This window comes from Leucobacter shiyiweii (genome assembly GCF_052446065.1).
GTDB lineage: Bacteria > Actinomycetota > Actinomycetes > Actinomycetales > Microbacteriaceae > Leucobacter.
Map to the genome: position 1 here is coordinate 282,862 of NZ_CM127080.1, position 24,472 is coordinate 307,333.

Below are 24,472 nucleotides of genomic sequence, written 5' to 3' on the forward strand. Positions count from 1 at the left end.
GAGCCCAGTGGAGGCTCCGCAGCCCACTGATCACTGCTGCCAGGACGGGTAGTACCCGACGTCGCACACTGACCACACCATGTTCTTCGGGCTCACTGGTCGCAGGTCTGGCAGCGCAAATGTGCTCTGCCCGTCGCCTCCGAAAGTGTCACCCAGGAGGCTAAAGAGAGCCGTATTAGCCGGAATACTGAGGAGGCGGCCATCGGCGGGCAGGCCCAGTGCCATGGTGTTGGAACTGAGCGTGAACTCACCCATTGTGCAGTCGACGGGGGCATCTCGGAGGCCACCGATGTAGGAATTGCCGAAGTAGCTGCTGAGCAGTGAGTTGCCTTCGGGGCCCTGCGGCCCGGCCGGGCCCATCGGACCAGACGGTCCGACCTCTCCCTGCGGCCCGGCCGGGCCGGCGACTCCTTGCTCGCCCTGGGGGCCCACCGCGCCCGGATTGCCCTGAAGCCCAATGAGACCCTGCGCGCCCTGCGGGCCCGCAGGTCCCTGTTCGCCTTGCTCGCCCTGGGGCCCCTGGGCTCCAACGCTGGCGATCATGATCCACGAAGAGCCCGAGCCGGGGACTTCACCGATGGTGGGCTGGGCTGCGACGAACGCGCTGCCGGAGTAGGTGACCACCGACGCGGGTGGTCCTGAGGTGTAGGGAACGGTCGCGCTCCACGCGCTCACAGCTGTCCACGCGGATGGGCCCGTTTCGCCCTGCACGCCTTGTGCTCCGGTAGCTCCAGTTGCTCCAGTTGCTCCTTGGGGCCCCGCTGGGCCGGTTGCTCCGGTTGCTCCGGTTTCGCCCTGTGGCCCGGCAGGCCCTGTTGCGCCTGTTGCGCCGTCGGCCCCCGTCTCGCCCTGTACGCCAGCTGGCCCGGTGGCGCCGTCGGCTCCGGTCTCGCCCTGCGCGCCAGTCGGTCCAGCAGGTCCGGTCGCTCCGGTCTCTCCTGTTGGGCCTACCGGTCCTGCGGGTCCGGCTGTCCCAGCGGATCCGTCGTTCCCAGCAGGTCCGGTGGCTCCGGCAGCTCCCTGCGGGCCAGCCGCCCCTGTCGCGCCTGTAGGCCCGGCCGCGCCATCCTTTCCGTCGGTACCCTCCGCACCCTGAAGTTCAGCGGGATCCACCTCGATAGGTTCACCTGTATTCCACACCACCGGAACCATGCTGGTGGGGCACGTTTCACCCGAGTCAATGAGAGTGAGCGTTTGGCTACTCAGATTGACGCACCCCAGCTGATTGCTCACAGCAGCTCCATCGCCTGAGGGCGTACAACCAAAGAGGCCGAGTGCAAGGGTGGAGGCGAGCGCGGGAAGCACAAGAATGCGTCGAGAGGGAAGAATTGTCATGCGCGACTTTCGAATAGTTGGATGGTGTCCATCTGATCCTATCGGTGCGACGCATGACATCGTTACCTCGAACGCCCGTGCACGTGTTCGGATGGTTCGCTAGTGTTCGCTGAGCCAGGCCTCGGTCTGACGCTCAGACTCCGTGGGTGCACGCGAGTGCCCACATTCGATGCATTGCCATACGTCGTCGCGGGGCCACATCAGGAAGTATCTGCAAGTGGGGCAGATAGGGAGCCCGGAATGGTGAACCATCTCGATAGCGTACGACTTTCGTGGTTCCGAGGGAAGCCCCGGTGCGGCGCCTGGGGCGATGGCAGCTTCGACGTGGGCCTCAGACCCGCTCGGTGAGCGAGCGGCGGCGGGCGATCTCTGCCGGCGTGTAGCTGGCGAGCGGATTGAGGCCAAGCTTCTGGCGTGCCGCAGCCACGAGCAGGTGGCGCACATGGCTGGCCTTGCCCGCCCGGAGGATCCGTGTGCGAAGCGTGTACGCATCGGTGACGGCCATTCGCGGAGCCCACACGGGAGAGCGGCGGCGGTCAGACACGCCTGCGGTCAGGTGCAGAAACGCTTGCGTGCAGCCGATGGCCGAGGCGAGATCCACACCGATCGAGATCGACGGAAGCGACTCCGGGGGCGCCCCGTTCTCGCCCTGAACGGCCTGCAGTGAACGCAGATCGGTATAGGCGGGAATGTAGGGGAGGCAGCGGGAGAAATCGACGCCGGCCGCAGCGATCTCATCGAGCGGGGTCTCAGGTGAGAAGCCCATGAATCGTTCGAACGTCCACTGAGAATCGGGGGCGAACGACGTGACCTGGGCTGCGAATCCGACGTTCATCACGAGGAGATCCGGGATGTCTTGGGCGCGGGCGCGCCGCGCGATAAGCGATCCGATCTCTGGCTTTGTGAGCTCTGACTCGTCGAGTACCAGCGACGCTCCGTGCATGAACGGTTCGATGTTGTCGGGGGTGACGCCGCTCAGGAAAACGTCGACCTCGGCATCCGGATTGATGTCGCGCACGCGGTCGACAAATACCTCAGCCTTTTTGCGCTCAAACGTTGAGGTGGCCGCGCCTTCGACACGGTTCACGTTCTCTGGCTCGAAGACCTCGGGGTCGGCGATGCTGAATCGGGTGACACCCATGCGCGCGAGCTTCAGACCAAGCTGGAAGCCGTCCCCGCCGACGCCGGCTATCGCGACCTTGGCGGCTAAGATGGCTCTTTGCTCGTCTTCGCTCCAGAACCCGAAGTTACGGGAGAATTCCGGCGAAGAAATCGTGCGGGTCATCGAGAAACCGGCTCGCTGAAGGTGCCCGAGGGTACGCGTCCGAAGTGGGCCATTCCGGGTTCCGCGGCCCGATAACGATCGATGAATCCGCCATTACGTGAGTTGACCTGCTCGGCAGAAGCGGGGATGTTGATTTCGATCGGGACGTTGTAATCGAGGTAGTGCTCGACGTAGCGTACTTCACCGATGCGTGTGATCGAGATGGCGCCGTTCAGGTGACGTTCAAGCCAAGGCTCAATGATCGCGAAGGTGCGCTCCAGCTCGTGATTCGCGATGTAGGCGAGCATGATTGCAAACAGGTGCCACTGCACGAGATCTTGCAGGGCGGCGTTCTCGTGACGGGCAATGACGCGCGAGACCTCTACGCTGCGGGCAGTGAGATCGCCCGGGGTGAAGGAATCGGGGCAGAATTCTTCGACCGGAAGCGGGTGTTCAGTTCCGCGGAGGATGAGCCTGGATACACCTACGACGCGCACCCCAGTGCGGTGGTTCTCGAACACGGCGAATGTGACCGATCGAGCATCGTCGGCGTCGCGATCAGTGCCGTCGTCTTGCAACTCGCTCTCATCGAGCTGGCCGGTCTGATCGACGTAGACCTTCCTGCGGAGATGGAAGTGCGCCGCATATTCCGCTTCGAGCCCGGGCATTGCGGTTCCATTGACGGCCAGCATGCCGCAAGCCAGTCTGGCTGTCGGATCTTCGGCAAAAATTGTGGAATCGATCACGGGAATTACCTCGTGATTGGAGACCGTGCGATCAAAGTGAGTCAACGCAGTATTCCCCCTGGAGGTTGCCCGGCTGTTGTTGCCATGCTCTATTCATGAATCCCCCGGGTGGTGAGCGTGAATCGCTCCTCGAAACCACATGCTCGATTAACCATACCGAAAACCACCACCGGCGTGGAGGGATCAGTTGGTAGGATGTATCCGCTACAGAAGTAGTGGTTGAGGTGAACAGGCCACAACACGACTTGAATTGAGGTGGTAGCGTGCGAAGCCAAACAGATCGCGATGACGTGCGCGCCAAGGTTCTACGCCGCGCGACCCAATATGTCGAATCTGTGGGCTTGTCGCTTGGAATTAGCGGAGCGCTGATTGATCAGCTTGTTGCAGACGCCGGGGTCACACCTCGCCAGTTCTCGCAGGTCTGGCCAACACCTGACGCGTTTCTCACCGACCTCTTTTGCGAGCTTGCAAACCAGGCACAAATTGATCGCGCAGACAGCGAAACTCTGCTGACAACGTGGCAGTACTTGAGCATGCGTACCGACGACCTTCGTACGCTCGAAGGTCGTCGTCGAGTGTTGATCGATGTGATCCGCACTGCCGCTGAATACAACTTCGATGTGGTAACGGCCTCGAATAAGTGGCGCACCTACGCCGCCCTCTCTACGACGATAATGTCGTGGCCCGATGGTGAAAAGCGCACGCGGGTGCTCGACGCGCTGCGTGCAAGTGAAATAGCTTTCGTTGAAACCATGGAGAGCTTCTATCGCAATGTGCTCCCGACTATCGGGTACCGGCTCAAAGCGGAATTTCACGACGACTTTCAGCCGTTTGTGGTGGCCGCAGCGTCGGTCATTGAGGGTCTAGGCATCGTCCGCTCGACCGTGCCCGCTCTCGTCGAGGCTCACTTCAACCTCCCCGTCGAGAATGGCACCGAACCGTGGTCCGTAGCTGCACTCGCCTTCGTCGGCGTCGTCGATGCCTTTATCGAGCCCGACCCCACGTTCGTTCCCGACGAGGCAATCTCGCGCCTCAACACGGGTGTAGACGTCACCCCGTCCTCGCAGTCCGAGTCTGACGACCTGTACTAGATCCGATCAGTACGAGATCAGATCAGTACTAGGCCGAACACACCTGAGGTCTCGACTAGCGACATCGCCGAAGTGGCACAAACGATCTGTACTTAGGGCAACCGGGCGTGATCCGTCAGCACGTCAATCGATGCTGCGGGGCCCGAGCGGCGAAGTCGTTCGAGCGTGCGTGCGAGTGAAACTGGTCGACCGTAATAGTATCCTTGCGCGCTACGCACCCCGAGGTCGACCATGACATCGACCATGGCTGGGCTTTCGATCCCTTCGACGACGATCGTGTATCCGAGATTGTCGCCGAACCCCTGGAGAGCTTTGAGTACCTCGCGTTGCCGGACATCGCCGAGGTTGTCGATCAGGCTCTTGTCGATTTTCAGAACGTCCATTGGGAAGTGCACGAGCGAACCGACAGACGAGTCGTCGGAGCCATAGTCGTCGAGCGCGATGAGCAATCCGGCATCTTGCAGGCGCTTGGCATCGTTGAGCAGATCTTCAGTGACCGAACGTAGCGAGCGCTCGTTTAATTCGATGCAGAGCGAAATGTTGGGATGCTCGCGGGCAGCTTCGCGCACGTATGGACCGAGTTCTGAGTCGCTGATCTGGCCGAGCTCAAGGTTGACGGTCATGCAGTTGATGCTGGGCTCCAGGAGGTAAAACTCTTCCGCCGCATCGAGGGCCTTTGTAATGACCTGCCTGGTCAATTCGTTCATCAGGCCTAGGCTTTTTGCCCGAGCCACGAGCGACGGTGCAGAGATAGGGCCGAGCTCGGGGTCGACGTAGCGTACAAGGGCTTCGAACGCCCAAATCTTGCCCTGGTCGACACTCACGATTGGCTGGAACGCGAGCGACAGGCGGTTCTCGCGAATCGCCCGCGCCACGATGTCGTTAGTGCGAGTCGAGCGGTGAGTGGAAATACTCACGACGCTTCCCTCGACCGATCCGCCCGGACCCCGAGATCTCTTTACCTGCAGCATCGTGCGGTCTGCGTCGGCGACGAGGGTCTGCGCGTCGAGCTCGCGGTGGCTTGAGAACGCGAGACCGGCGCTCACGACTGGCCGCATGTCATGGCCTTCTACCCTGAGTGGTTGGCTCACCGCTTCAACAATCTTGTCGGCGGATTCCTTTGCTTGCTCGAGCGATACGAGTCCCGTGAGGATCACCACGAACTCGTCGCCTCCGACGCGTGACACGATGTCTCCACCCCCGGCCGCGCTCTGCAGGCGCTCCGCGACGGCCCGCAACAGTTCGTCGCCCGCGAGGTGTCCGAAGCTGTCGTTGAGCTTCTTGAATTCGTCGAGGTCGATGAAGAGCAGCGCAATTCCCTCGTGATACGGGCGATTTTCGTTTGCCTCGGTGAGGGCTTCTTGGAAGGCCCCGTAGTTGGGCAACCCAGTGAGTGGATCGGTGTTTGCGCGGCGCTCGAGCGTGTCGACTTCAACCTGGATGCGCGCCGCTTCGCTCGCCATATGCGCGAGAGATGCAAGCGCGCGCTCGTCGTCGCGTGCGAACGGCGCCCCGCCTATCTTCCGTGACGCGACCAGGTACTGAGTGGTGTCGGGTTTGATATTGACAGCCACACCGATTTCGCCCGGGCCTGGCTCCCTGTCGCGGAGTTCCACGAAGTTTGCCTGCAGGATGGACTGTGCCCGGCACTGTAACGCGGTGGCGAGGCCGCTCCCGGTTTCGCGGGGGAGCTCAATTGCCGCTTCCACGATTGCGTTCAGCCGGCGTTCATTCCTGTCGTAGCGCATGCGCTGCGAGAGGGCATAGAACACCAGCGCTGCGAGCAGCACGACAAAGGGTGTCAGGTTCGCTTCCGGATCGTGTTCGAGCCAGTTGATCACTGACGAGTCGACGTAGTTCATGAGCGTGGCCGCCGTGGTCACGACGAGAATGATGATGCCGATGCGCTTCGGGCTGAAGGCTGAGAGTCCGAAGCCACGTTCGACCTCCGTGCGGCCCCACTGCCGGGCGAGCTCACCGAGCAGGATCAGGGCGTAGTACACAGTTGTCGCCACGAGAAAACTGAGTGGTAGCCAGACTCCAACATCGACGAGGCTCAGCTGAGTTCCAACGAAGACAAACGCGGAGGCGGAACTGAGCCCCGTCACGTAGAGCCCGTAGAGGATCCGTCGACGCAGGAACACCTGAGATATGAGGAGCCCGATTGCCCAGATGCAGACGCCAAGCACCGGGGACTCTTCAGCCGGTTGGATGGCAAGCATCGAAATGGCGACGCCCACGTGGGGCAGCCCGGGGATTTTGCCCACAGGCAACTGGAACGAACCCGAGATGATCACCCCAGCGATCACGGTGATCACGAGCGTCAGTGATGATGGCGGGAAACCGATCAGCCCATAGACGCCGTAGCCGATGACGCCGAGGGCAAATATGGCGAAGGGCGCGGCAAAGATGATGTCCCGTTTGGTTGCGCGCATGCGTCCCACCACGGCCCCCCTCCCGCGCTGCGGCGATGTGTGCGCCGAGCGAGACGCGACCTGCAGCAACTTTGCAGTCTCAATAATGGCACGCTGGACGGATGAATGCCGAAGTTATGTGGAGGCTATCCGCGTACGGTGATTTCAGCCCTACTTGGCCTCGCGCCTGCTCTTGATTCTCTTGATTAACAATTGGGTGAAGATGAATACGAGGTAGAGGGAGAACATCACGTTGCCCCAGAACGGGTCGACAGCTCCCGCAAGGAACGAACTGAACGGGACCGCCACGCAGGCTGAGAGTCCAATGATCAGGGCGCTCCGGAGGTCAACGTTCTTCCGTGCCATATTTCCGAGGGTGCCAGATATTGATCCGGGAATCATCATCACGAGTGATGATCCCTTGGCATCGAGATCATTTGAGCCGAAGAAGAACATCAGTACCGGAACGACGATGATTCCCCCGCCAACTCCGAGAAGTCCAGAGAGAATGCCGGTGATTACGCCGGTGATCACGAGCATCACCACGGTCAGGGTGGTGATGTCAATTTGGTCGCTGCGTTGCGGCACGATCAGCCACAGACTCACAATGACAACGAGGAGAAACCCGAGGAAGGCCCACTGCAACACAGAAGTGGGGAGCCTTGAGAGCAAGTGGCTTCCGAGCTGCGCGCCCACCACGATGCCTCCAGCGAGGCACAGCGCGGCTACCCAATCCACATTTCCCTGCAGGCCGTAGGAGATCGAGCCGACGACAGCGGTGGGAAGAATCGCTGCAACTGAAGTGCCAGCCGCGAAGCGCTGAGACATTCCGAGCCACAGCACCAGCGCAGGAACGATGATGGTTCCGCCGCCGATCCCAAATAGACCCGACAAGAGCCCAGCGGCAATGCCGATCACGATCAAGGGGAAAAATGCGAATTTGGTCGTTTCAGTCATCACGTTTCTGTTTTCTCGAAGTGGGCGCCGTAGGGGGGTGCTGGGTCAATGCATCCAGTGGATCTAGCCGATAACGACCATCGCGGAGCCGTCAGAGCGGGGATCGCTCGCCGCGAGGTACCCCGCTGGCGTGACTTGGATCAGGTTCGAATGCCCGAGGTCTTCCGTATGCGGCGGCACGATTGTCAGGGGGAACCCCGCGGCGGCGATCGACGATTTCGTTTCGTGTGCAACGTCATCCTCAATCACCACGCTCACGGCACCGCCGGCATCGGGCTCCGCCACCATCCATCGGGGGGCGTGCGTAGCCTCCTGCGGAGACGCCCCACCCAAGGAACGCAAAAGCAGCTGGGCATGGATCTGTGGCTGTGCCGATCCGCCCATAGTGGCCGGAACCCACGCAATCTCGTCGCCCTGCAAAACGAGCACTGGCATGAGCGTGTGGCGCGGGCGCTTGCCGGGCGCAAACGCGTTCGGCGATTCGGGATCGAGCGAGAAGGAGGTGCCGCGGTTCTGAAAGATGATGCCGGACTGTGGTTCGCGGATGGCCGCCCCGAAGGCCCAGTAAACCGAGTTGATGAGCGATACCGCCCACCCATCTGAGGTGATGGCGCTGAGGCCGACCGTGTCTCCGCTGGCTTTGCCCTGGCCGGGGAGAGGGTGTTCGGGCGCGTCCATCTTGATCAGTTGCTCGCCGGAGACCCCGTAGTCCGGGTCGGCCAGTGCCGCGGCACGCACGGCATTGCTCGCGCGGAAGGCTTCAGCCAGGCGGCCAGCCCCCGCACCGAGTGGATCGTGGATCGGGGTGTGGTCGGAACCTTCTGCCGTGCCCGCCACGGCGTTGAGTGCGCGAATCAGCGCGAAACCGGAGGTGTTGGGCGGCCCGGTGACCACCCGATACCCCTCAAACGACCCTTCGAGCGGATCGGCCCAGCTGGCCTGGTAGGCGGCGGTGTCGCTGAGGCTGATCTTTGATCCGAGCTGCCTGAGACCCGCGACCCAGGTCTGAGCAACCTGCCCCGTGTAGAACTCGTCTGGCCCGTGCTCGGAGAGTCGATCGAGGGTATCGGCGAGGGCTGCTTGTCGCAGAAGCGCGCCCTCTGCGAGGGGCTCTCCGCCTGGGAGGAAGAGCTCCGCGCAGCCTGGATCCTGCGCCAACACCTCGCGATCGTCGCGGATCGCACGTGCGACCGAGCGTGAGTTGGGGATGCCGTCGCGGGCATAGGCGGTGGCAGAGGCGAGGTGATCCGCCCAGCTCAGCTTGGCTCCCAGCTTGTGCAGCGCCTCCCAGCCGCGCACCCCACCGGGAACGGTGACCGTGTCGATGCCGCGCAGCGGAAGCTCATGTCCGTACGTCTTGCGGAGGGTTTCGAGGGACTGGTCCTGGGGTGCGGTGCCGGTCGCATTCAAAAAGTGGATCCCGCCGTCGGGGCTTCGCACCAGCGCAACGAGGTCGCCTCCGAGCGCGACGTTGTTGGGATAGACCACGCAGAGGGCCGCCGCCGCCGCGAGCGCCGCGTCGATCGCGGTGCCGCCGGCGCGGATTGCCTGCGCACCGGCCTCGGTGGCCAGGTGATGCGACGTGGAGATGGCACCAAGCTGGGAGGTCTGCGTGTTCACGATATGTATTCCATCTCTGCGGTCGATTGATCGGTGGCGCGCACAATTTCTTCTCTGATTACCCGCACGTGTTCGTGGGCCTCGTGCTCGGCGAGCGCGCCATCGCGCGCGGCGATGGCCTCGAAGATGCGCCGATGTGACACGCTCGACGCGGTGCGCCGGGACTTGGTGAGATAGCGTTTTGCGCGGCTGGGTGCAATCTGCTGCGAGATGCGCTCGTTCAGCAACGCAAGGTGGGGGTTGTGCGTGTACTGGGCGATGGCTTGGTGAAACGCGCGGTCCAGCTCCGCGTATCTCTCGTTCGAAACGTCTTGTTCCATCTCGAGAACTAACTCCTCGAGCAGCGCAATGTCGCGCGGGGTGGCGCGCAGGGCGGTGATGCGCGCCATCGGCGGTTCGATGATCGCACGCAATTCCATGATCTCACCGAGCTCGTCACCACGGGTGATGTCGAAACCAAAGTCAGCATCTGCAAGTTGTGACCGATCGCCGGGGTTGAGCACTACGGTTCCGCGACCCGGCCTGCGATCCACGAGCCCGCGACTTTCGAGCTCGTGGAGAGCCTGGCGAATAGAAACTCTGGATACGCCCAGGAGTGTGGCGAGTTCTCGCTCCGAAGGAAGACGTTCGCCGGGGGGGAGCGAGCCTTCAAGGATCAGTCGTTCGAGGTCGACAGAGAGACGGTCAGGAATTGAGAGGCTGGGTCCTCGCGAAAGCGCTAACCAATCCATCGGGCATTCCTTTCACATTCATGTCTAAAAAGTATGGTGACTCACTGGTTAAAAACTATCTGCTCCGCGCACACGTCGGCCGACGTGTTTCCGGGAATTATTAGGAGCGTTTCGAGCAGATTTCCCGTTTGACGCGACTGCTAGAAGCGGGGTAGTGTCCATGTAGCTTAGTCAGTTGGTCTGACCATCCGCCACTGAGGACAGCCTACCTCTCCGGTGATCCTGACTGATGGCCAGTTCAAGATCTGCACGGGCGACAGCGCACCGAACATCTACTACAGCGAAGACAATGAGCTCATCGGGGTTGAGATTGACCTAGCGGCCGCTCTCGCCGAAGAGCTGGGGCTTGAACTGAGCTTGGAAGAGTACGCATTCGCTGGCCTCATCCCTGCGCTGCAGGCCAAGCAGTGCGACGCGATCATGGGTTCGCTCTACATCAAACCCGAGCGTGAGGAGATCGCAAACTTCGTGCCCTACCTCTATTCCGGCACGGCAGTAGCAGTTACCCCCGAGAACCCGAAGGGCGTCACTTGATACGACGACAGTCTGTGCGGAGTTCGCGTCGTTGGGATCAACGGTGCGACCGGTGCCGCAGCCGCCGAAGAGCTTTCGGGCGAGTGCGTCGCAGACGGCAAGCCAGCGATTGACATCACTCTGGTAGACGAGGGAACGAACGCCCTGCAGCAGGTCATTGCTGGCCAGGTCGATGCCTTTATTGACACCTCTGAGATCGTGAGCTTCTACGCGCAGCGGGCCGAAGGCCAGTTCGAAATGGTAGGCGAGCCCTTTGGCAAGGTTCGCATCGGCGCAGCCACCCTGAAGGCCAATACCGAGCTCAACGAGGCTCTCGATGCTGCGTTCCAAGAGATGATCGACAATGGCACGTACCAGGCGATCCTCGCTGACTGGGGTGTCGAGTCAAACGACATCACGCTCGGCGAATAGCTCACTCCGGGTACCGGGGCGGGGTGTCAAATAGTCGGCTCCCGCCCCGGCACACACACTTCTGATTGAAAGAGTCTCAGCTATGAATTTCGACTGGACCTACTTCTGGCAAAGCCTGTTCACCCCGAGTCCCCAGTTCCTGAACGGGCTCGCGCTGACCATCATCATCTCAGTCGTGGCCATGAGCCTCGCTCTGATCTTGGGCTTGATCGTCGCGCTCATGGGCCGCAGCAGATTCGCGCCGTTGCGTATCTTCGCGAGCCTCTACATCTGGATCATCCGTGGCACCCCGTTGCTGGTACAACTAGTGATCATTTACACGGGCTTCGCTGCGGCGAACCTGTTCCGTTTTGAAGACATCACCGTTGGCTTCCTCATCAAGGGCGCAGTGCAGGCGGCAATCGTGGCACTGATGCTGAACGAGAGCGCGTACATTTCGGAGATCGTCAGGGGTGGACTCGAATCCATCGAAAAGGGCCAGACTGAGGCTGCGCTGTCGCTCGGCATGACCTCGCTCAGCACCATGCGGTGGATCATCGTTCCGCAAGCGATTCGCGTGATGGTGCCGCCGCTCGGCAACTCGTTCAATGGGCTCATGAAGAGTACTTCGATCTTGTCGATTATCGGTGTCGCCGAAATGTTCCAGGTCGGCTCGAGTATGAGCGCAGCGACCTTCAAGGTCTTCGAGATCTACATCGTGGTCGCGCTCTACTACCTGCTCCTCACGACCGTCTGGACCTTCATCCAGACCGGAATCGAGAACTGGCTCAATGCTAAGGCAGGCCTCCCGAAGGCAGAATCGGTTTGGAAGCGGCTATTTGGTAGCAGCGGCCGGGCCGAACGATCTGTCCAGAAAATGCGTATCGAAGCACAGCTGAAGAGGGCCTCCGCATGAACACTGACTCTTTCACCACGCCAATTCCTACCGCGAGCGGGCCCATTGTGGTCACTCGCAACGTCAACAAGTGGTTCGGCGACCGCCACATCCTGTCGGATGTCTCACTCGAGATCAACCGGGGTGAGGTCGTTGTCTTGGTCGGCCCGTCCGGCGCAGGCAAGACCACGTTCTTGCGCACCCTTAACCAGCTCGAGCCGATTGAAAGTGGCGAGATCTGGGTCAACGATGCTCACATGAGTGGGGTCGGGGAGTCGGGTCGCGCTGAGAAGCGCTCCGAGCGTGCATTGGCGCGGCAGCGAGCAGACATCGGGTTTGTATTTCAGCACTTCAACCTTTTCCCTCACATGACAGTGCTTGAGAACATCTGGCATTCCCCCGTCAGGGTGAAGGGAGAGTCGAAGGCCAAGGCGATCGACTATGCAAAGACGCTGCTCGACCGTGTCGGGCTCTCTGACAAGGCCGATGCGCGACCTCGTTCGCTCTCAGGCGGGCAGCAGCAGCGCGTGGCTATTGCGAGAGCGCTGGCCATGCGGCCCGCGCTGATGCTCTTCGACGAGCCGACGAGTGCGCTTGATCCGGAGATGGTCGGCGAAGTCCTGCAGGTAATGAAGGATCTCGCGCAGGCGGGGATGACCATGATTATCGTCAGCCACGAAATGGGCTTCACCCGCGAGGTTGCCGACCGCGTGATCGTGATGGACGAAGGCGCAATTATCGAACAAGGCAAACCAGAACAGGTGTTCACGAACCCTACAAGCGAGCGGACCAAGCAGTTCCTCTCGAAGGTGCTCTAGCCCGAGTTCGCTGTGAGGTGTGACCACGGTGTGGGTCTCTGATGAGGCGTGTTCGAACCGTCGACTCGAGACCCACACACCCAGGAGCCACGCGTAGCATCGGAGGATGGAGGCCAATCTGCATGAGCACGAGCCCAGCTTCGACAGCACGCCGAAGCAGGAGCCTGAGGCGGAGCCCAGCCCCGATCCCCAGCTTGAGGAGCTCCCGGTGTTCCGTGGCGCAGCACTGAGCGCCGGCTTTGTGGCCGACCTACCCGAGCTCGCCCTAGAGTGGCGAGCGGCGCCGGCACCGGATCCACAATTGCTCGTCTTGAACGACACCCTCGCTCGTGAGCTGCAGCTCGACCCAGATGAGCTGCGCAGCACGCACGGGGTGAACTTTCTGGTGGGCCGCGCGCTCGCCCCGGGCAGCCGCCCGGCCGCGCAACTATATTCGGGCCACCAGTTCGGCAGCTATTCGCCGGTGCTCGGGGACGGCCGTGCGCTGCTCTTGGGCGAGATCCACCACGAAGACGGCACGCTGCGCGACCTGCACCTGAAGGGTTCGGGGCGCACCCCTCCCGCGCGCGGCGACGGGTTTGCCGCAGTCGGCCCGATGCTGCGGGAGTACCTGGTCAGCGAAGCGATGCACGCGCTGGGCATACCCACGACGCGGGCGCTTGCCGTCACCGCTACCGGTCGGCCGGTGTGGCGCGACGACTTCCGGCGTGACAACCAACTGCCGGGGGCTGTGCTCACACGGGTGGCGGCGAGTCACCTCCGGGTGGGCACGTTCCAGTACGCACGTGCGACGCGCAACGCGGATCTGCTGCAACGACTCGTGGGCTTCGCGATCCACCGTCATGAACCGCACCTCGAGGGCAGCGAGATCCCGGCCCGCGAGCTGCTGCGCGAGGTGGTTGCGCGGCAGGCGCGCCTCGTGGCCTCGTGGATGCTGGTCGGGTTCGTGCACGGGGTGATGAACACCGACAATATGACGATCTCGGGCGAGACGATCGATTACGGACCGTGCGCGTTCATCGACGCGTATGACCCGCAGGCGGTGTTCAGCTCGATCGATCACCAGGGTCGGTACGCGTTGGGTAATCAAGGTGCGGTCGCGAAGTGGAACCTCGCGCGGTTCGCTGAAGCGCTGCTGCCGGCTCTCATCGACGGGTGTGGCTCGGAAGAATCGGCGGTCGCAGAGGCCAATGCCGTTCTCGCAGAGTTCGACGTGCAGTACGACGAGGCTTGGCGTAAGGGCATGCGCGCGAAGCTCGGGCTGGCCGAGGCTCGGGGCGTGAGTGACGAGACAGTCGACCAGTTGGCAAATGAGTTGGTGCAGCACCTGCAGCAGGCCCGTGCCGACTACACGGGCAGCTTCCGCGCGCTCGCGAGCGTGGCCGCCAGCGCGCAGGCAGAAGAACCGCTAGTAGTGGATCGCCGCGCCGCACATGGCGAGGTCACGCGGCAGCCAGGGCGCGGTGCACTTCCCGCGAGCACAGAGCCAGCAACCCAGTTTCCTGTCGAGTGGGTCGCGCGCTGGCTGGCGCTTGGCCCCGACGCCGAAGCGATGAACCGCATGAATCCCATTTACATTCCGCGCAACCATCTGGTTGATGCGGCGCTCGAGGCGGCAACCGACGGTGAGCTCGGGGCCTTCGCTGCGCTGCTGGAGCACGTGACGCATCCTTACGACGAGCGGCCGGGCGGTGCCGAGTACGCGAGCCCGGCGCCGCTCAGCGCTGGCAGTTTTGTCACCTACTGCGGCACTTGACCTACTGCGACACTTGACCTGCTGCGCCGCGGGACCTTGCATCGCTTTGACCTGCGGGGATTCGCGGCAGGAACCGCACTCCTGCGCCCCACCACCCGCTCACGCGCTCACGCGCTCACGAAACGCAAAAGGCGTGCCTGTCCCACATCGGTGTGTGGGGCAGGCACGCCTCGGAGACAACTACTTCGCTTCTTCCACCACCACGTCATCCTTGATGCGCAGGCGCTCGCCAAGGAAGCCACCGAGTGCGGTCAGGAGCGAGATCGCCGCAAAGATGATGATGCCGGGCAGCGAGCTCGGCACCTCCTGCTGAGCGATCAGCCAGGTGCCGATGAACGGCAGGAAGCCGGAGAGCGCGCCAGCGATGTTGTAGCCCAGCGAGACGCCGCTGTAGCGCATGTTTGCGGGGAAGAGCTCCGAGAGCAACGCACCGGTCACCGCGTAGGTGATGGTCAGTAGGCCAATACCTGATGCGACGGCGAGGGTGATCGCCCACGCTGAGCCCATGTCGATGAGCCAAAACAGGGGGAACGCGGCTGCGGCGCTGAGCAGCCCGCCGACGAGGGTCACGCGGCCGGGGCCGATCTTCTCGGCGACACGGCCAAAGATGAGGATCACGACGATCTGCACAACGGCGGCAACGAGTGTCGCGTTGACCGCGACCTGGCGGTCGACGCCAAGGGTGTTCGTGGTGTAGCTCACCACGAAGGTGTTCATGACGTAGAACCCACCGACGCCGAGCAGTGCCGCCATAATGGCAACGACGAGACGACCGAACGCCTTGCGGAAGACGAGGAGCGCCGGGACCTTCGTGGTCTCGCCGGATTCGAGCAGCTCGCGGAAGACGGGGGATTCTTCGACCTTCAGACGGATCCACAGCGCGACACCGAGCATCGGGAACGCGGCGAGGAAGGGCAGACGCCAGCCCCACGCGTCGAACGACTCGGGTGGCAGCATGATCACGAGTGCGAACGCACCCGATGAGAGTAGCGTGCCGACGGGTGAGCCGACCTGCACGAGAGCCGCGTAGCGGGCGCGCTTCTCGGCCGGCGCGTGCTCGATCGCGATGGTGGTCGCGCCGCCCCATTCGCCACCGACGGCGAGCCCCTGCAGCAGGCGCAGAATGGCGAGGAAGATCGGGGCCATGAGGCCGATGTCCATGAACGTCGGCAGCAGGCCGATGAGGCCGGTCGCCACACCGATCGCCACGATGGTGATCAGGAGGGTCGGGCGGCGGCCGATGCGGTCGCCCAGAATGCCGAAGAAGAACGCGCCGATGGGTCGAGCCGCGAACCCGACGCCAAATGTCGCGAGCGAGGCGAGCAGCGCTGCCGTCGGGTTCAGGTCGGTGAAGAAGAGGCGGTTGAACACCAGTGCGGCGGCGGTGCCAAACAGAAAGTAGTCGTACCATTCCAGGGCGGTGCCCACGAAGGCTGCGCGAGCGATGCGCCCGACATCCTTCGGGCTCACTTGCACCGCGGCGGGTGCTTCGGTGTTGGCGTTACTCACTGTTTCTCCTTTGAATCTGGGACGTGTGCGCTGCAATACCGCTGCTGTGGCCGTGTGGCCGCGTATTCGTGCGGTTTCTGCAATATTTGCATTCAGATGCGCCGTCGCCAATAGGTATGTGACCTTCGCATGGTCGCCATTTTTCGACAAATGCACAATGGTGGATCGGCGTGGCCGTCACTGACTTGAGATCAGCCGCCTGATCCGCCACTGCGGTGAGCCTCGGTGCTGACTCGACTGGGAAGCTCTCGCCAGCTCGTGCGCGACGCGTGTTTAGAGTGGGGCTGCCACACCGCGCGCGCCTACTGCGTCGGCACCGCTCAGGAGCACTATCGCGAGCGCGGCTTGCGTCGGTACGGTGATGTCGAGTCCGGTGTGGCTCTGAAACAGCCTGAACCGGTTGATCACCGTATTGCGGTGGCAGTCGACCTGTTGCGCGGTGACCTTCACTGATCCGGTGTCGAGGTATGCGCGCACCGTGCGCAGCAGGCGATCCTGCTCGTCCTCGCCGAGCTGCGAGAGGGACTCGAGAATCGAGCTGAAGTGACCCGGCAGGAGCGTTTCGAGGTAGTTCGCGGCGCCGAACATCCAGAGGTTTTCGACGTGGGTGAGCCCCGTAAGCGGTGGGGCGCTGGCGTGCAGGTCGATGAGCGCGCGGGCAGCGTTCGGCACCCGGTCAAGGCCGTCGATGGCGTCGATGTAAATGGAAGGCGCGGGGGCGAATTCTTTGGGCCAGGTCGACAGAGGAACATCGTGGGGGCGAAAGAGCACCAGCCACCCCCGATACATGTAGGCGAAGACGTGGGGTTTCGCGAGCCACGGGTCAACCTTGCTGCCGCGGACCTCTGAGGAGTCGCCGGGCAGCATCAGCATCTCGAAGCGTTCCTTGGTGTCGACCCCGATGCCGGCGGCGACCGTCTCGAGGAGCACGGGAGTGAGGCTCTGCGCGTTGAAGAGCTTCGACAGGTGCTGCTCGGTGACGAGCCGCGAGTCGCGCTGGAGGATCGCGACCTCTCGCAGGAAAGCCTGCTGTACATCGGCGACGTAGGCGTCGACCACCGCGATGAGCTGTTCGACGTGGCGCACGAGCACATCGGTGCGATCGGGATGTGCAATGTCGAGCAGGATCTGCCACATGATGCGCAGGTCGAGTCGAATGGCTTGCATGAGCCGTTCGAGCGGCACACCCTGCCGGGCCCGGCGACGCCCGAGCGGCTCGGCTGAATCCACGCGAGTGATCTGGCCGGTGCGCAGACGTTCGATAAACATGAGCACCGTCTCTTCGGCGGCGTGCTCGAGATCGGCGGGGGGCACACTCTCGGGGTCGTAGAGCGCCCCTTCCCGGAGCTCCGCGAGAAATCGATCGACAAAGTCTGGTACGCGGAGCTGCATCTCGTCGAGGAGGGCGAGCCACGCCTCGTCTTGCGACTCCGAGGTCGACGGGGCAGCAGAGGTGTCGATCATGACCCTAGTTTGCTCCATGATGGGCATCTGCACAACATCACGATGCTCTGAATGACCATCTGGCGATTGCACGTGCGCGGGCGGCGGAGTTTGATGGGGAGGCAGACCCAGCAGCGAAGGAGCACGCATGCGTATCGACCTCATCATTGAACGAGGGCGCATTTGGACGGGCGACACGTCGCGTCCGCGAGCGAGCAAGATAGGCATTTGGAACGGCCTGATCGTCGGCCTCGACGAACAGCTCGATGGCGTCACCGCCGAGGTCACCCTTGACGCGCAGGGCGCATTCATCGCTCCTGGCTTCAACGATGTCCACGCCCACACAGTGTGGTTCGGGCAGACCCTACTCGAACTCGACCTGTCGGGCACCGGCACGAGCGACGAGCTGATCCGCCGCATTCACGAGTACGCGCGCTCCGTGCCAGCGGGCGCCTGGGTGATCGGATCGAACTTCAACCCGCTGGGGATCTCTACCGAGCTACCCACCAGGGACGCGCTCGACGCGGCGACCGGCGGGCGCCCCCTCTGGCTCAAGCACTCGTCGGGCCACGCATATACCCTCAACGGCATAGCTCTCGCAGAAGTCGGCATCGCCGACTACCCGACCGAACAGATCGAGGGCGGGCAGATTGTCATCGACGCGCAGGGCCGCGCCACCGGCCTGATCGAAGAGAACGCCCAGCAGCTGGTGCAGCGGCACTTGCTGCCCGACTCGCGCGCCGACATCGTGCACGCCCTGCACGTCGCTACCCAGCAGTACGTGCGTGAAGGGCTGACCTCGGTCACCGACGCGGGCATCGCGGGCGGGTGGATCGGGCACAGCCCCCAGGAGCTCGGCGCGTATCAGCAGGCGCGCCAACAGGGCAAGCTCCTCACCCGTATGCAGCCCATGATTACGCTCGACGCTCTGCACGCGGTGCCGGGCCACGCGAGCGATCCCGACGCAGTCACGCTCGACGCAGGCCTGTGCACCGGCTTGGGGGACGAGTGGCTGCAGGTGGGGCCGGTCAAGGTGTTTACCGACGGCTCGCTGCTCGGATCCACCGCCGCGATGACCGAAGACTATGCCGCCTGCCCCGGCAACCACGGCTACCTGCTCGGCGACCCCGACGAGGTGCGTGAGAAGGTGTTGCGTGCGGCCTCCGCCGGATGGTCGCTCGCGCTGCACGCGATCGGCGACCGGGCCGTCGACTTCGCGATCGATACGATCGCCGAGGCGCAGCAGCGGTTCGGTCGGCCGACCATCCCCAATCGCATCGAGCACGGGGGAGTGGTGCGCGACGATCAAATCGCGCAGCTCGCCGAGCATGGGATTGTTTTGGTGCCGCAGCCCTTCTTCATTCCGACCTTCGGCGATGGGATGGCGGCAAAGCTCGGACCTGAACGCGTGCAGCTGTCGTACCCGGCTGCGCGGGTGCTGGGCGCGGGAGCGGTGCTGCCCGGAAGCTCCGACCGGCCGGTTGCCCCCGGCGCCCCGCTCGCGGTGATGCAGGCGTTCGTCGAGCGACTCACCGAGACCGGAGCAGCCTACGGCGAAGCTGAGCGGATCACCGCCGAGCAGGCGCTCGCCGCTTATACGCGGGGTTCGGCCATGGCCACCGGGTGGGCGCATCGCAAGGGCGTGCTGGCGGCAGGCATGCTCGCCGATCTCGTCGTGCTCGGCGATGACGTCACGTCAGTGCCGAGCGATCGCATCGCACAGATTGAGGTCGTAGCGACGCTCGTCGGCGGCCAACTTCGGCACGGCGGCTTGGATTCGCTTACGCACTAGGCCGTCGCTCATACCCAGCGCCGCGAGCGCGATCCACACGAACCCGATCCACTGAGCAAGAACCAGAGGTGTCACGATGACAGAGAACATGACCACCCCCACGGCAGACCAGAACGCCCTCACCGGCACCGATTTCCTGCGCGACTTCGCCGAGATGTCGAGTTTCGGCGCGACCGAGCGTGGCGGCGTGCACCGCGAGGCGGCAACCGATGCCGACCACCAGACTCGAGCCTGGTTCGCGGCGTGGCTCGAACGCAACGGTTTCGAGGTCACTCGTGATGAGGTGGGCAACCAGTTCGGCCTCCTCACATTCGTGCCCGGGGCGCCCTACGTGCTTGTCGGCTCGCACCTCGACTCGCAGCCGATGGCTGGGCGCTTCGACGGCGCATATGGCGTGCTCGCAGCGGCACACGCCACCCGCGACGCCCGCGCCCGGATCGAACGAGGCGAGATCGCGCCGGCGTTCAACCTCGCGGTGGTGAATTGGTTCAACGAAGAAGGCAGCCGCTTCACGCCCAGCATGATGGGTTCGTCGGTGTTCACCGGCAAGATGCGTGCCGCAGATGCGCTTTCCACGGTGGATCGCGCCGGCATCTCCGTCTCCGAAGCCCTGGCGCAGGGCGCGGTCGGGCGCCTGGCCGAGGCCCCCGCGGCAGCACGGTATGCCGAGATCCACATCGAACAGGGGCGAAGCCTCGAAAACGGTGGCCACACTATCGGCCTGGTCGATCGCACCTGGGCCGCGAGCAAGTACCGCATCGTGGTGCACGGCGAGCAGGGGCACACGGGGTCGACGGTCATGGCCGACCGCAAAGATGCGCTGTTCGGGGCTGCGCTGCTCATCGTTGCCGCGCGCGAACTCACCGAGGCATTAGACGAGGGGCTGCTGCATTCCTCGGTGGCCGAGCTGTCGCTCGAACCGAATTCGCCGGTGACACTTGCGCGCGAGGTCGTGATGAATCTGGATCTGCGCTCGCCCGACGAAGGTGTGCTGCAGCGGGCAAACGAGATCCTTGTGGAGAAGATTGCCGAAATCGAGGAGCGGGCCCGCGTCACCGTCGAACGCCACCTCACCCACCAGTGGGGCCTGTCGCCCTACCAGTCAGAGGGTGTGGATCTCGCGCGTGCCGCGGCGACTGAGCTGGGGCTTTCGCACACCGAGATCATGACGGTCGCGGGGCATGACTCGACGAACATGAAAGACATTGTGCCGACCGTGATGCTCTTCATTCCGAGCATCGAGGGCATCTCGCACAACGAGCTCGAGAACTCGAGTGACGCCGACAGCGTTGCGGGCGTGACGATGCTCTCGGAGGTGGTGGCCCGCTTGGTGCGCGGAGACCTCGCGGACTGAGTCGCGCTCTCGGGTCGGGCACCGATGTGCCCGGCCACATGCCCTGCCCATGCCCTGCTGCAGGCCATTCACCCACCACCTACCGCAAGACGACAGCCATGCTCTCCACCAGGAACTCGGACACGATCGTCCCATCGGCTTTCGCGAACACGACGTAGTTGGTGTCTGCGCCCCTCTTGGCGAGGCTCCAACCGGTCGCGTAGCCGTCGGGGATACCCTCGGCCGGTGGTCCGAAGTACGTACACGTGGTCGGATCAAAATCGTGGCGATACAGGGTTTCACCGCTGCTGTTGAGGTAGCGGAAGTCGACCGCCGGGCCCACGGTCGCGATCGGTGTGCAGTTCGTCGCCGCCGGTACTACCAGGTTCGCGGGAGCGGCGGGTGCCGGTTCGATCACCGCAGCAGCCCCGGGTGGATCGCACGCCGCACCGATCCCAACGCCGCGGCACGGGGTCGCGGCCATGCCGGCCGGCCCCGAATCGCTGGCAATCTGGAACGCGTCGAGCACCGTGCTGGCGGGCTGAACCACCACAACCTCGGCGGGGTCGAAGTCTGGCCAACTTTCGCCCACGGTCGCACTGATGCCTGCACCTTCGGCGTGATCCGCCAGCGTCAACGGGTCGCCCGAAATGGTGCGCACGCGCGGCACCCCGAAGCGATCGATCAGCACGCCGGTGCCCTTCTGCAGCACCGCCTGGGTGGGCTGCGCCGCCCCATCGACGAATGCGTGGTGCGTGACCCAGGTGTCGTCGGCGAGCGCGACATAGCTGAGTTGCCTGAGATAGGCCTCGAGGTCGGCAACCGTGAGCGGCTGACCCCAGCCGAGCTCCGGGTCGCTGTTGAGGGCTGCTACGAACGCTTCGGCCCGCGCCGGATCAGTCGACAGTCCGGCCAGCAGTGACGGGGCTTCGGCCGTGACGTAGGTTGATCCGAGCGGGAACGCGTAGAGGCTGTCGGTGTCGCCGGGCATCGCCATGACCGGTGCCGGGTCGGCAGCGGGGCTGGCGGATCCGCTCGCGTCGAGGGCGAGTGTCGATGCGGGCGTCGTGGCCCAGGGGGTGGCGGTGAAGGCATTCGCCCCGATTGCTGCGGCAGGAGCCAGCGCCACGTCGATGACCTGGGTTGCTGAGGAAGCCGGCGCTTCGTCTGCGACAGGAGCAGTGCTCATGTTCGCAAGCGAGAAACCGGTGAGCAGTGCCCACGCGATCGCACCCCAGGTCGCGACCAGCAGCACGCTCAGCGTGATGAGCAGCGCGACCAGGCCGGTGTTCTTGCGGGCGGGAGCCGGAGCGGGCGCAGGCGTGGGCGGGGTGCCCTCGTGGAACACACCGTGCTGGTCGTACCAGCCCTGCGCGCTCACGGGATCATCCAAGCGTTGCCGCTATTGGCGTAGGTGGCGATCGGCCCGGTGCCGTTCACGCCTTCGAACGCAGCCCACTGTATGCCTACGGGGCCCCAGAAACCGTCCTGCGAGCCTTTCGCGAGGGTGCCGATGTACTGCATGGTGCAGCCGTCGACGGTGCCGCCGTAGGCGGGGTCATCACCTGGCGCGGCGGTCCACGTAAGTTCCTGAAGCCAGATGTCGACCTCGACCGGGCTGTTGTTGGTCGCGGTGAAATTGGAATCGCCCGGAACGGTCCCGAAGTTACCCCCGATCGCTCCGCTGCACAGGTCGGCAGTGGGGGTCGGCGGCGAAGGCTTCTGGAACAAACCGCCAGCCGGTGCGGTCGGCGCGGGCGTCGGGGCCGGCGCTGGTGTTGGAGCAGGTGCGGGTGTTGCGGGGGTGGCAGGGGTGGCGGTGGCGCTGCCGGGGGTGATCTGCAGGGTGCTGCCCGGGTTGTTCAGGTTTGCAACGGTCAGCGAGGTCACCGGCTGTGCGGGCGGGGTGAGGTTGGTCACGTTCGCGGGAGAGAACCCGACCCACGGGGTGCCGACGAAGTTGGGCGTGGCCGCAGTGCCCGGGGGCAGCGTGAGCGGGTTGCCGCAGTAGCACTGCAAGCGGGGCACGCCCCACATATCGACGAGCACTGCGGTGCCGGCTTGCAGCACCGACTGGTAGGGCACGGGCTTCTGATTCACGAAGTCATGGTTGGTGACGAGCGTGTCGGTCATCAGGACCACGGGTGCCAGAGTCTGCACGTAGGCGGGAATGTCTGCGACGGTCAGCTTGCCGCTCTGCCACGACAACGTCGAGTCGGCGTTGAGCGCGTCGACCCAGGCCTGCGCCTGAGCGGAGTTCTTCTTCATGAACTCGACGAACTCCTGCGCCTCGCACAACGTTTTATCGCCAGAGCCGCCGTAGATCGCCGGGCCTGTGGCGTTGGTGGGCGTCGAGTTCAGCGACCCTGCGGGTACGGCGCCGGAGTTGTCGATGGGGGTGGCAAGTGCCGGGTCAGGCGCCCCGGCGAACGGGTCTGCAGCGAAGGGGCTGCTGGTGACGTAGCCAGCAGGCTGCAGCATCACTTCGGTGGTGACCGGCTTGAAGAGAACCCAGCCCAGCCCGCCAAGAGAAGCGAGTAGCAGTGCTCCTACCACGATGCTGCTGGTGATGAGTGCTTTGCGTTTCCCTTGTTGAGGTGGGGCCGCCTGCGTCGGTGCATTCAGGGACAAGAGTGAGAATCCGTTCGCTCAAGAGTTTGGAGCATGTTAGGTGGGATCCGCAGCAAGAAAGCGGTATGGCCGTATGGCCTGCCCCCTGCACGAAAATTCTTGATTGCCTGACGATTCTGTCTGGCATCCAAGGTAGAACGCTGTCTACTTTTGGAAAATATAGCGAGTAGGGCGTGCGTATGGCAAGTGCGAACGACGGTTGTGCGAGCGAATTACCCTGAGATTCGCCCCTCAATCAGCTTGGTCAGTCGCGAGGCCATGTCGCGCAGCTCGGTGACCTCAGCCTCGGGCATGTCGAGGTGCTCGACTATCGCACAGTGGATCCGCTCCGCCACTGCGCGCAGCTCCGCTCCCGCAGACGTGACCTGCACCACCACGCGGCGCCCATCGCGCTCGGGCCGCGATCGCGTCACGTAGCCGCTGGCCTCGAGTCGCGCGAGGAGCGGGGAGAGGGTGCCCGAATCGAGGTGTAACTCGGTGCCGAGTTCGCTCACGGTGAGCCCGTCGTTTTCCCAGAGCGCAAGCATCACGAGGTACTGCGGAAACGTCAGTTGCGTCTCAGCGAGCGCCTCTCGGTAGGCGGCGGCAGTGGCGCGAGATGCCGTGTAGAGCGCGAAGCACAGTTGGTTTTGCAGGTGCAGGTCAGCCGTTTTCATTCAATAAGTATTGTGCACAACTTAATTGCGCGCAATACTTAGAGGCATGCTTGAGCAACCGATCCCGCCCACACCCGCGCCACTCGACGAGCCAGAAGCCCGTGCCCGCGAGGCTTCGCGCGGGGGTGGATCAGCCCGCGCAGCTCGCACCATCGCCCGGGCGCTGCTCGGTGCCGCACTCCTCTTCGCGGGTATCGGGCACCTCACGGCGCTGCGTGCGGAATTTCAGGCGCAGGTACCGACCTGGCTGCCGCTCGACGCAGATTTCGTGGTGGTGGCTTCGGGGGTCGTCGAGATCCTCCTCGGTGCGGCACTCCTATTTGCGCCGCGAGTGGCTCGCCCTATCGTGGGGCTGATCGTCGCGTTGTTTTTCGTCGCGATTTTCCCTGGCAACATTTCGCAGTACGTCGAGGGAGTCGACGCATTCGGTCTGAGTACAGATGCGGCGAGGCTTGGTCGACTGTTCTTCCAGCCGGTGCTTGTGGTCTGGGCGCTGTGGTCGACGGGCGCGTGGCGCTGGTTGCGAAGTGGAGGATTCCTCCGGTCACGCATGTGAT

At 63.6% G+C, this 24,472-nt stretch carries 21 protein-coding genes; 9 read left to right on the top strand and 12 right to left on the bottom strand.

Going from position 1 to position 24,472, the window contains the following annotated elements; all coding sequences use genetic code 11:
• Positions 1–30: 30 nt before the first annotated feature.
• The 3 genes from ACTNFJ_RS01375 to ACTNFJ_RS01385 all read right to left on the bottom strand — a co-directional run bounded on the left by ACTNFJ_RS01375 (position 31) and on the right by ACTNFJ_RS01385 (position 3,345).
• The gene (locus tag ACTNFJ_RS01375; RefSeq protein WP_435907091.1) at positions 31–1,335 is read right to left on the bottom strand and encodes a tail fiber protein; all 1,305 of its coding nucleotides are present in this window, start codon (positions 1,333–1,335) and stop codon (positions 31–33) included.
• Positions 1,336–1,666: 331 nt separating this feature from the next.
• Complete coding sequence (locus tag ACTNFJ_RS01380) at positions 1,667–2,620, bottom strand: ThiF family adenylyltransferase (protein ID WP_435907090.1); 954 nt, start codon at positions 2,618–2,620, stop codon at positions 1,667–1,669.
• Positions 2,617–3,345 carry a GNAT family N-acyltransferase gene (locus tag ACTNFJ_RS01385; RefSeq protein WP_435907089.1) on the bottom strand — a complete coding sequence of 243 codons (729 nt, stop codon included), beginning with the start codon at positions 3,343–3,345 and terminating at the stop codon, positions 2,617–2,619. Before ACTNFJ_RS01385 ends, ACTNFJ_RS01380 begins: the two co-directional genes overlap by 4 nt.
• A gap of 263 nt (positions 3,346–3,608) precedes the next feature.
• On the opposite strand from ACTNFJ_RS01385, the gene ACTNFJ_RS01390 reads away from it, so the two are divergent.
• Positions 3,609–4,436 carry a hypothetical protein gene (locus ACTNFJ_RS01390; RefSeq protein WP_435907088.1) on the top strand — a complete coding sequence of 276 codons (828 nt, stop codon included), beginning with the start codon at positions 3,609–3,611 and terminating at the stop codon, positions 4,434–4,436.
• Between the two features lie 92 nt (positions 4,437–4,528).
• On the opposite strand, the gene ACTNFJ_RS01395 is transcribed toward ACTNFJ_RS01390, so the two are convergent.
• The 4 genes from ACTNFJ_RS01395 to ACTNFJ_RS01410 all read right to left on the bottom strand — a co-directional run bounded on the left by ACTNFJ_RS01395 (position 4,529) and on the right by ACTNFJ_RS01410 (position 10,158).
• On the bottom strand, positions 4,529–6,871 hold the full coding sequence (locus tag ACTNFJ_RS01395; protein ID WP_435907087.1) for a putative bifunctional diguanylate cyclase/phosphodiesterase: 2,343 nt from the start codon (positions 6,869–6,871) through the stop codon (positions 4,529–4,531).
• A 150-nt stretch (positions 6,872–7,021) separates the two neighbouring features.
• Positions 7,022–7,807: a sulfite exporter TauE/SafE family protein gene (locus tag ACTNFJ_RS01400; protein ID WP_435907086.1), complete on the bottom strand. Its 786-nt coding sequence runs from the start codon at positions 7,805–7,807 to the stop codon at positions 7,022–7,024.
• Positions 7,808–7,870: 63 nt separating this feature from the next.
• A complete protein-coding gene (locus tag ACTNFJ_RS01405; protein WP_435907085.1) occupies positions 7,871–9,427 on the bottom strand; it encodes a gamma-glutamyltransferase family protein in 1,557 nt (518 codons plus the stop codon).
• Positions 9,424–10,158, bottom strand: coding sequence for a FadR/GntR family transcriptional regulator (locus tag ACTNFJ_RS01410; protein ID WP_435907084.1), 735 nt, complete (start codon positions 10,156–10,158; stop codon positions 9,424–9,426). The genes ACTNFJ_RS01405 and ACTNFJ_RS01410 overlap by 4 nt, the downstream gene beginning before the upstream one ends.
• Positions 10,159–10,374: 216 nt before the next feature.
• Here ACTNFJ_RS01410 and ACTNFJ_RS01415 point away from each other — a divergent pair, with 216 nt between their 5' ends.
• The 5 genes from ACTNFJ_RS01415 to ACTNFJ_RS01435 all read left to right on the top strand — a co-directional run bounded on the left by ACTNFJ_RS01415 (position 10,375) and on the right by ACTNFJ_RS01435 (position 14,551).
• On the top strand, positions 10,375–10,692 hold the full coding sequence (locus ACTNFJ_RS01415) for a transporter substrate-binding domain-containing protein (RefSeq protein WP_435907083.1): 318 nt from the start codon (positions 10,375–10,377) through the stop codon (positions 10,690–10,692).
• Between the two features lie 198 nt (positions 10,693–10,890).
• A complete protein-coding gene (locus ACTNFJ_RS01420) occupies positions 10,891–11,103 on the top strand; it encodes a type 2 periplasmic-binding domain-containing protein (protein ID WP_435907082.1) in 213 nt (70 codons plus the stop codon).
• An 82-nt stretch (positions 11,104–11,185) separates the two neighbouring features.
• Positions 11,186–11,998 carry an amino acid ABC transporter permease gene (locus tag ACTNFJ_RS01425; protein WP_435907081.1) on the top strand — a complete coding sequence of 271 codons (813 nt, stop codon included), beginning with the start codon at positions 11,186–11,188 and terminating at the stop codon, positions 11,996–11,998.
• A complete protein-coding gene (locus ACTNFJ_RS01430; RefSeq protein ID WP_435907080.1) occupies positions 11,995–12,795 on the top strand; it encodes an amino acid ABC transporter ATP-binding protein in 801 nt (266 codons plus the stop codon). The genes ACTNFJ_RS01425 and ACTNFJ_RS01430 overlap by 4 nt, the downstream gene beginning before the upstream one ends.
• 106 nt (positions 12,796–12,901) lie before the next feature.
• A complete protein-coding gene (locus ACTNFJ_RS01435) occupies positions 12,902–14,551 on the top strand; it encodes a protein adenylyltransferase SelO (protein WP_435907079.1) in 1,650 nt (549 codons plus the stop codon).
• 180 nt (positions 14,552–14,731) lie between these two features.
• Here the strand turns inward: ACTNFJ_RS01435 and ACTNFJ_RS01440 are convergent, their stop codons facing one another.
• The gene (locus ACTNFJ_RS01440; RefSeq protein ID WP_435907078.1) at positions 14,732–16,060 is read right to left on the bottom strand and encodes an MFS transporter; all 1,329 of its coding nucleotides are present in this window, start codon (positions 16,058–16,060) and stop codon (positions 14,732–14,734) included.
• Between the two features lie 273 nt (positions 16,061–16,333).
• Complete coding sequence (locus ACTNFJ_RS01445; RefSeq protein ID WP_435907077.1) at positions 16,334–17,524, bottom strand: RsbRD N-terminal domain-containing protein; 1,191 nt, start codon at positions 17,522–17,524, stop codon at positions 16,334–16,336.
• Positions 17,525–17,651: 127 nt separating this feature from the next.
• Here ACTNFJ_RS01445 and ACTNFJ_RS01450 point away from each other — a divergent pair, with 127 nt between their 5' ends.
• Both ACTNFJ_RS01450 and ACTNFJ_RS01455 read left to right on the top strand, forming a co-directional pair.
• Positions 17,652–19,295 (top strand): amidohydrolase, encoded by a 1,644-nt coding sequence (locus tag ACTNFJ_RS01450; RefSeq protein ID WP_435907076.1) that lies wholly within the window; start codon positions 17,652–17,654, stop codon positions 19,293–19,295.
• A gap of 76 nt (positions 19,296–19,371) precedes the next feature.
• The gene (locus ACTNFJ_RS01455; RefSeq protein WP_435907075.1) at positions 19,372–20,649 is read left to right on the top strand and encodes a M20 family metallo-hydrolase; all 1,278 of its coding nucleotides are present in this window, start codon (positions 19,372–19,374) and stop codon (positions 20,647–20,649) included.
• 79 nt (positions 20,650–20,728) lie between these two features.
• Here ACTNFJ_RS01455 and ACTNFJ_RS01460 read toward each other — a convergent pair whose 3' ends face one another.
• From ACTNFJ_RS01460 to ACTNFJ_RS01470, 3 genes are all read right to left on the bottom strand, one after another.
• Positions 20,729–22,009 (bottom strand): DUF6777 domain-containing protein, encoded by a 1,281-nt coding sequence (locus ACTNFJ_RS01460; RefSeq protein WP_435907074.1) that lies wholly within the window; start codon positions 22,007–22,009, stop codon positions 20,729–20,731.
• Positions 22,006–23,259 (bottom strand): DUF6777 domain-containing protein, encoded by a 1,254-nt coding sequence (locus tag ACTNFJ_RS01465; RefSeq protein WP_435907073.1) that lies wholly within the window; start codon positions 23,257–23,259, stop codon positions 22,006–22,008. The genes ACTNFJ_RS01460 and ACTNFJ_RS01465 overlap by 4 nt, the downstream gene beginning before the upstream one ends.
• A gap of 212 nt (positions 23,260–23,471) precedes the next feature.
• Positions 23,472–23,915 carry a MarR family winged helix-turn-helix transcriptional regulator gene (locus ACTNFJ_RS01470; RefSeq protein ID WP_435907072.1) on the bottom strand — a complete coding sequence of 148 codons (444 nt, stop codon included), beginning with the start codon at positions 23,913–23,915 and terminating at the stop codon, positions 23,472–23,474.
• 46 nt (positions 23,916–23,961) lie between these two features.
• Between ACTNFJ_RS01470 and ACTNFJ_RS01475 the strand changes: the two genes are divergently transcribed.
• Positions 23,962–24,471, top strand: a complete 510-nt coding sequence (locus ACTNFJ_RS01475; protein ID WP_435907071.1) for a DoxX family protein — start codon at positions 23,962–23,964, stop codon at positions 24,469–24,471.
• The last annotated feature ends 1 nt before the right edge of the window (position 24,472 follow it).

What these genes read in the sequence shown, in the direction of transcription:
- ACTNFJ_RS01375 (WP_435907091.1), bottom strand. Translation starts at nt 1,335, where the DNA reads ATGACAATTCTTCCCTCTCGACGCATTCTTGTGCTTCCCGCGCTCGCC.
- ACTNFJ_RS01380 (WP_435907090.1), bottom strand. Translation starts at nt 2,620, where the DNA reads ATGACCCGCACGATTTCTTCGCCGGAATTCTCCCGTAACTTCGGGTTC.
- ACTNFJ_RS01395 (WP_435907087.1), bottom strand. Translation starts at nt 6,871, where the DNA reads ATGCGCGCAACCAAACGGGACATCATCTTTGCCGCGCCCTTCGCCATA.
- ACTNFJ_RS01400 (WP_435907086.1), bottom strand. Translation starts at nt 7,807, where the DNA reads ATGACTGAAACGACCAAATTCGCATTTTTCCCCTTGATCGTGATCGGC.
- ACTNFJ_RS01410 (WP_435907084.1), bottom strand. Translation starts at nt 10,158, where the DNA reads ATGGATTGGTTAGCGCTTTCGCGAGGACCCAGCCTCTCAATTCCTGAC.
- ACTNFJ_RS01425 (WP_435907081.1), top strand. Translation starts at nt 11,186, where the DNA reads ATGAATTTCGACTGGACCTACTTCTGGCAAAGCCTGTTCACCCCGAGT.
- ACTNFJ_RS01430 (WP_435907080.1), top strand. Translation starts at nt 11,995, where the DNA reads ATGAACACTGACTCTTTCACCACGCCAATTCCTACCGCGAGCGGGCCC.
- ACTNFJ_RS01435 (WP_435907079.1), top strand. Translation starts at nt 12,902, where the DNA reads ATGGAGGCCAATCTGCATGAGCACGAGCCCAGCTTCGACAGCACGCCG.
- ACTNFJ_RS01445 (WP_435907077.1), bottom strand. Translation starts at nt 17,524, where the DNA reads ATGATCGACACCTCTGCTGCCCCGTCGACCTCGGAGTCGCAAGACGAG.
- ACTNFJ_RS01450 (WP_435907076.1), top strand. Translation starts at nt 17,652, where the DNA reads ATGCGTATCGACCTCATCATTGAACGAGGGCGCATTTGGACGGGCGAC.
- ACTNFJ_RS01455 (WP_435907075.1), top strand. Translation starts at nt 19,372, where the DNA reads ATGACAGAGAACATGACCACCCCCACGGCAGACCAGAACGCCCTCACC.
- ACTNFJ_RS01470 (WP_435907072.1), bottom strand. Translation starts at nt 23,915, where the DNA reads ATGAAAACGGCTGACCTGCACCTGCAAAACCAACTGTGCTTCGCGCTC.
- ACTNFJ_RS01475 (WP_435907071.1), top strand. Translation starts at nt 23,962, where the DNA reads ATGCTTGAGCAACCGATCCCGCCCACACCCGCGCCACTCGACGAGCCA.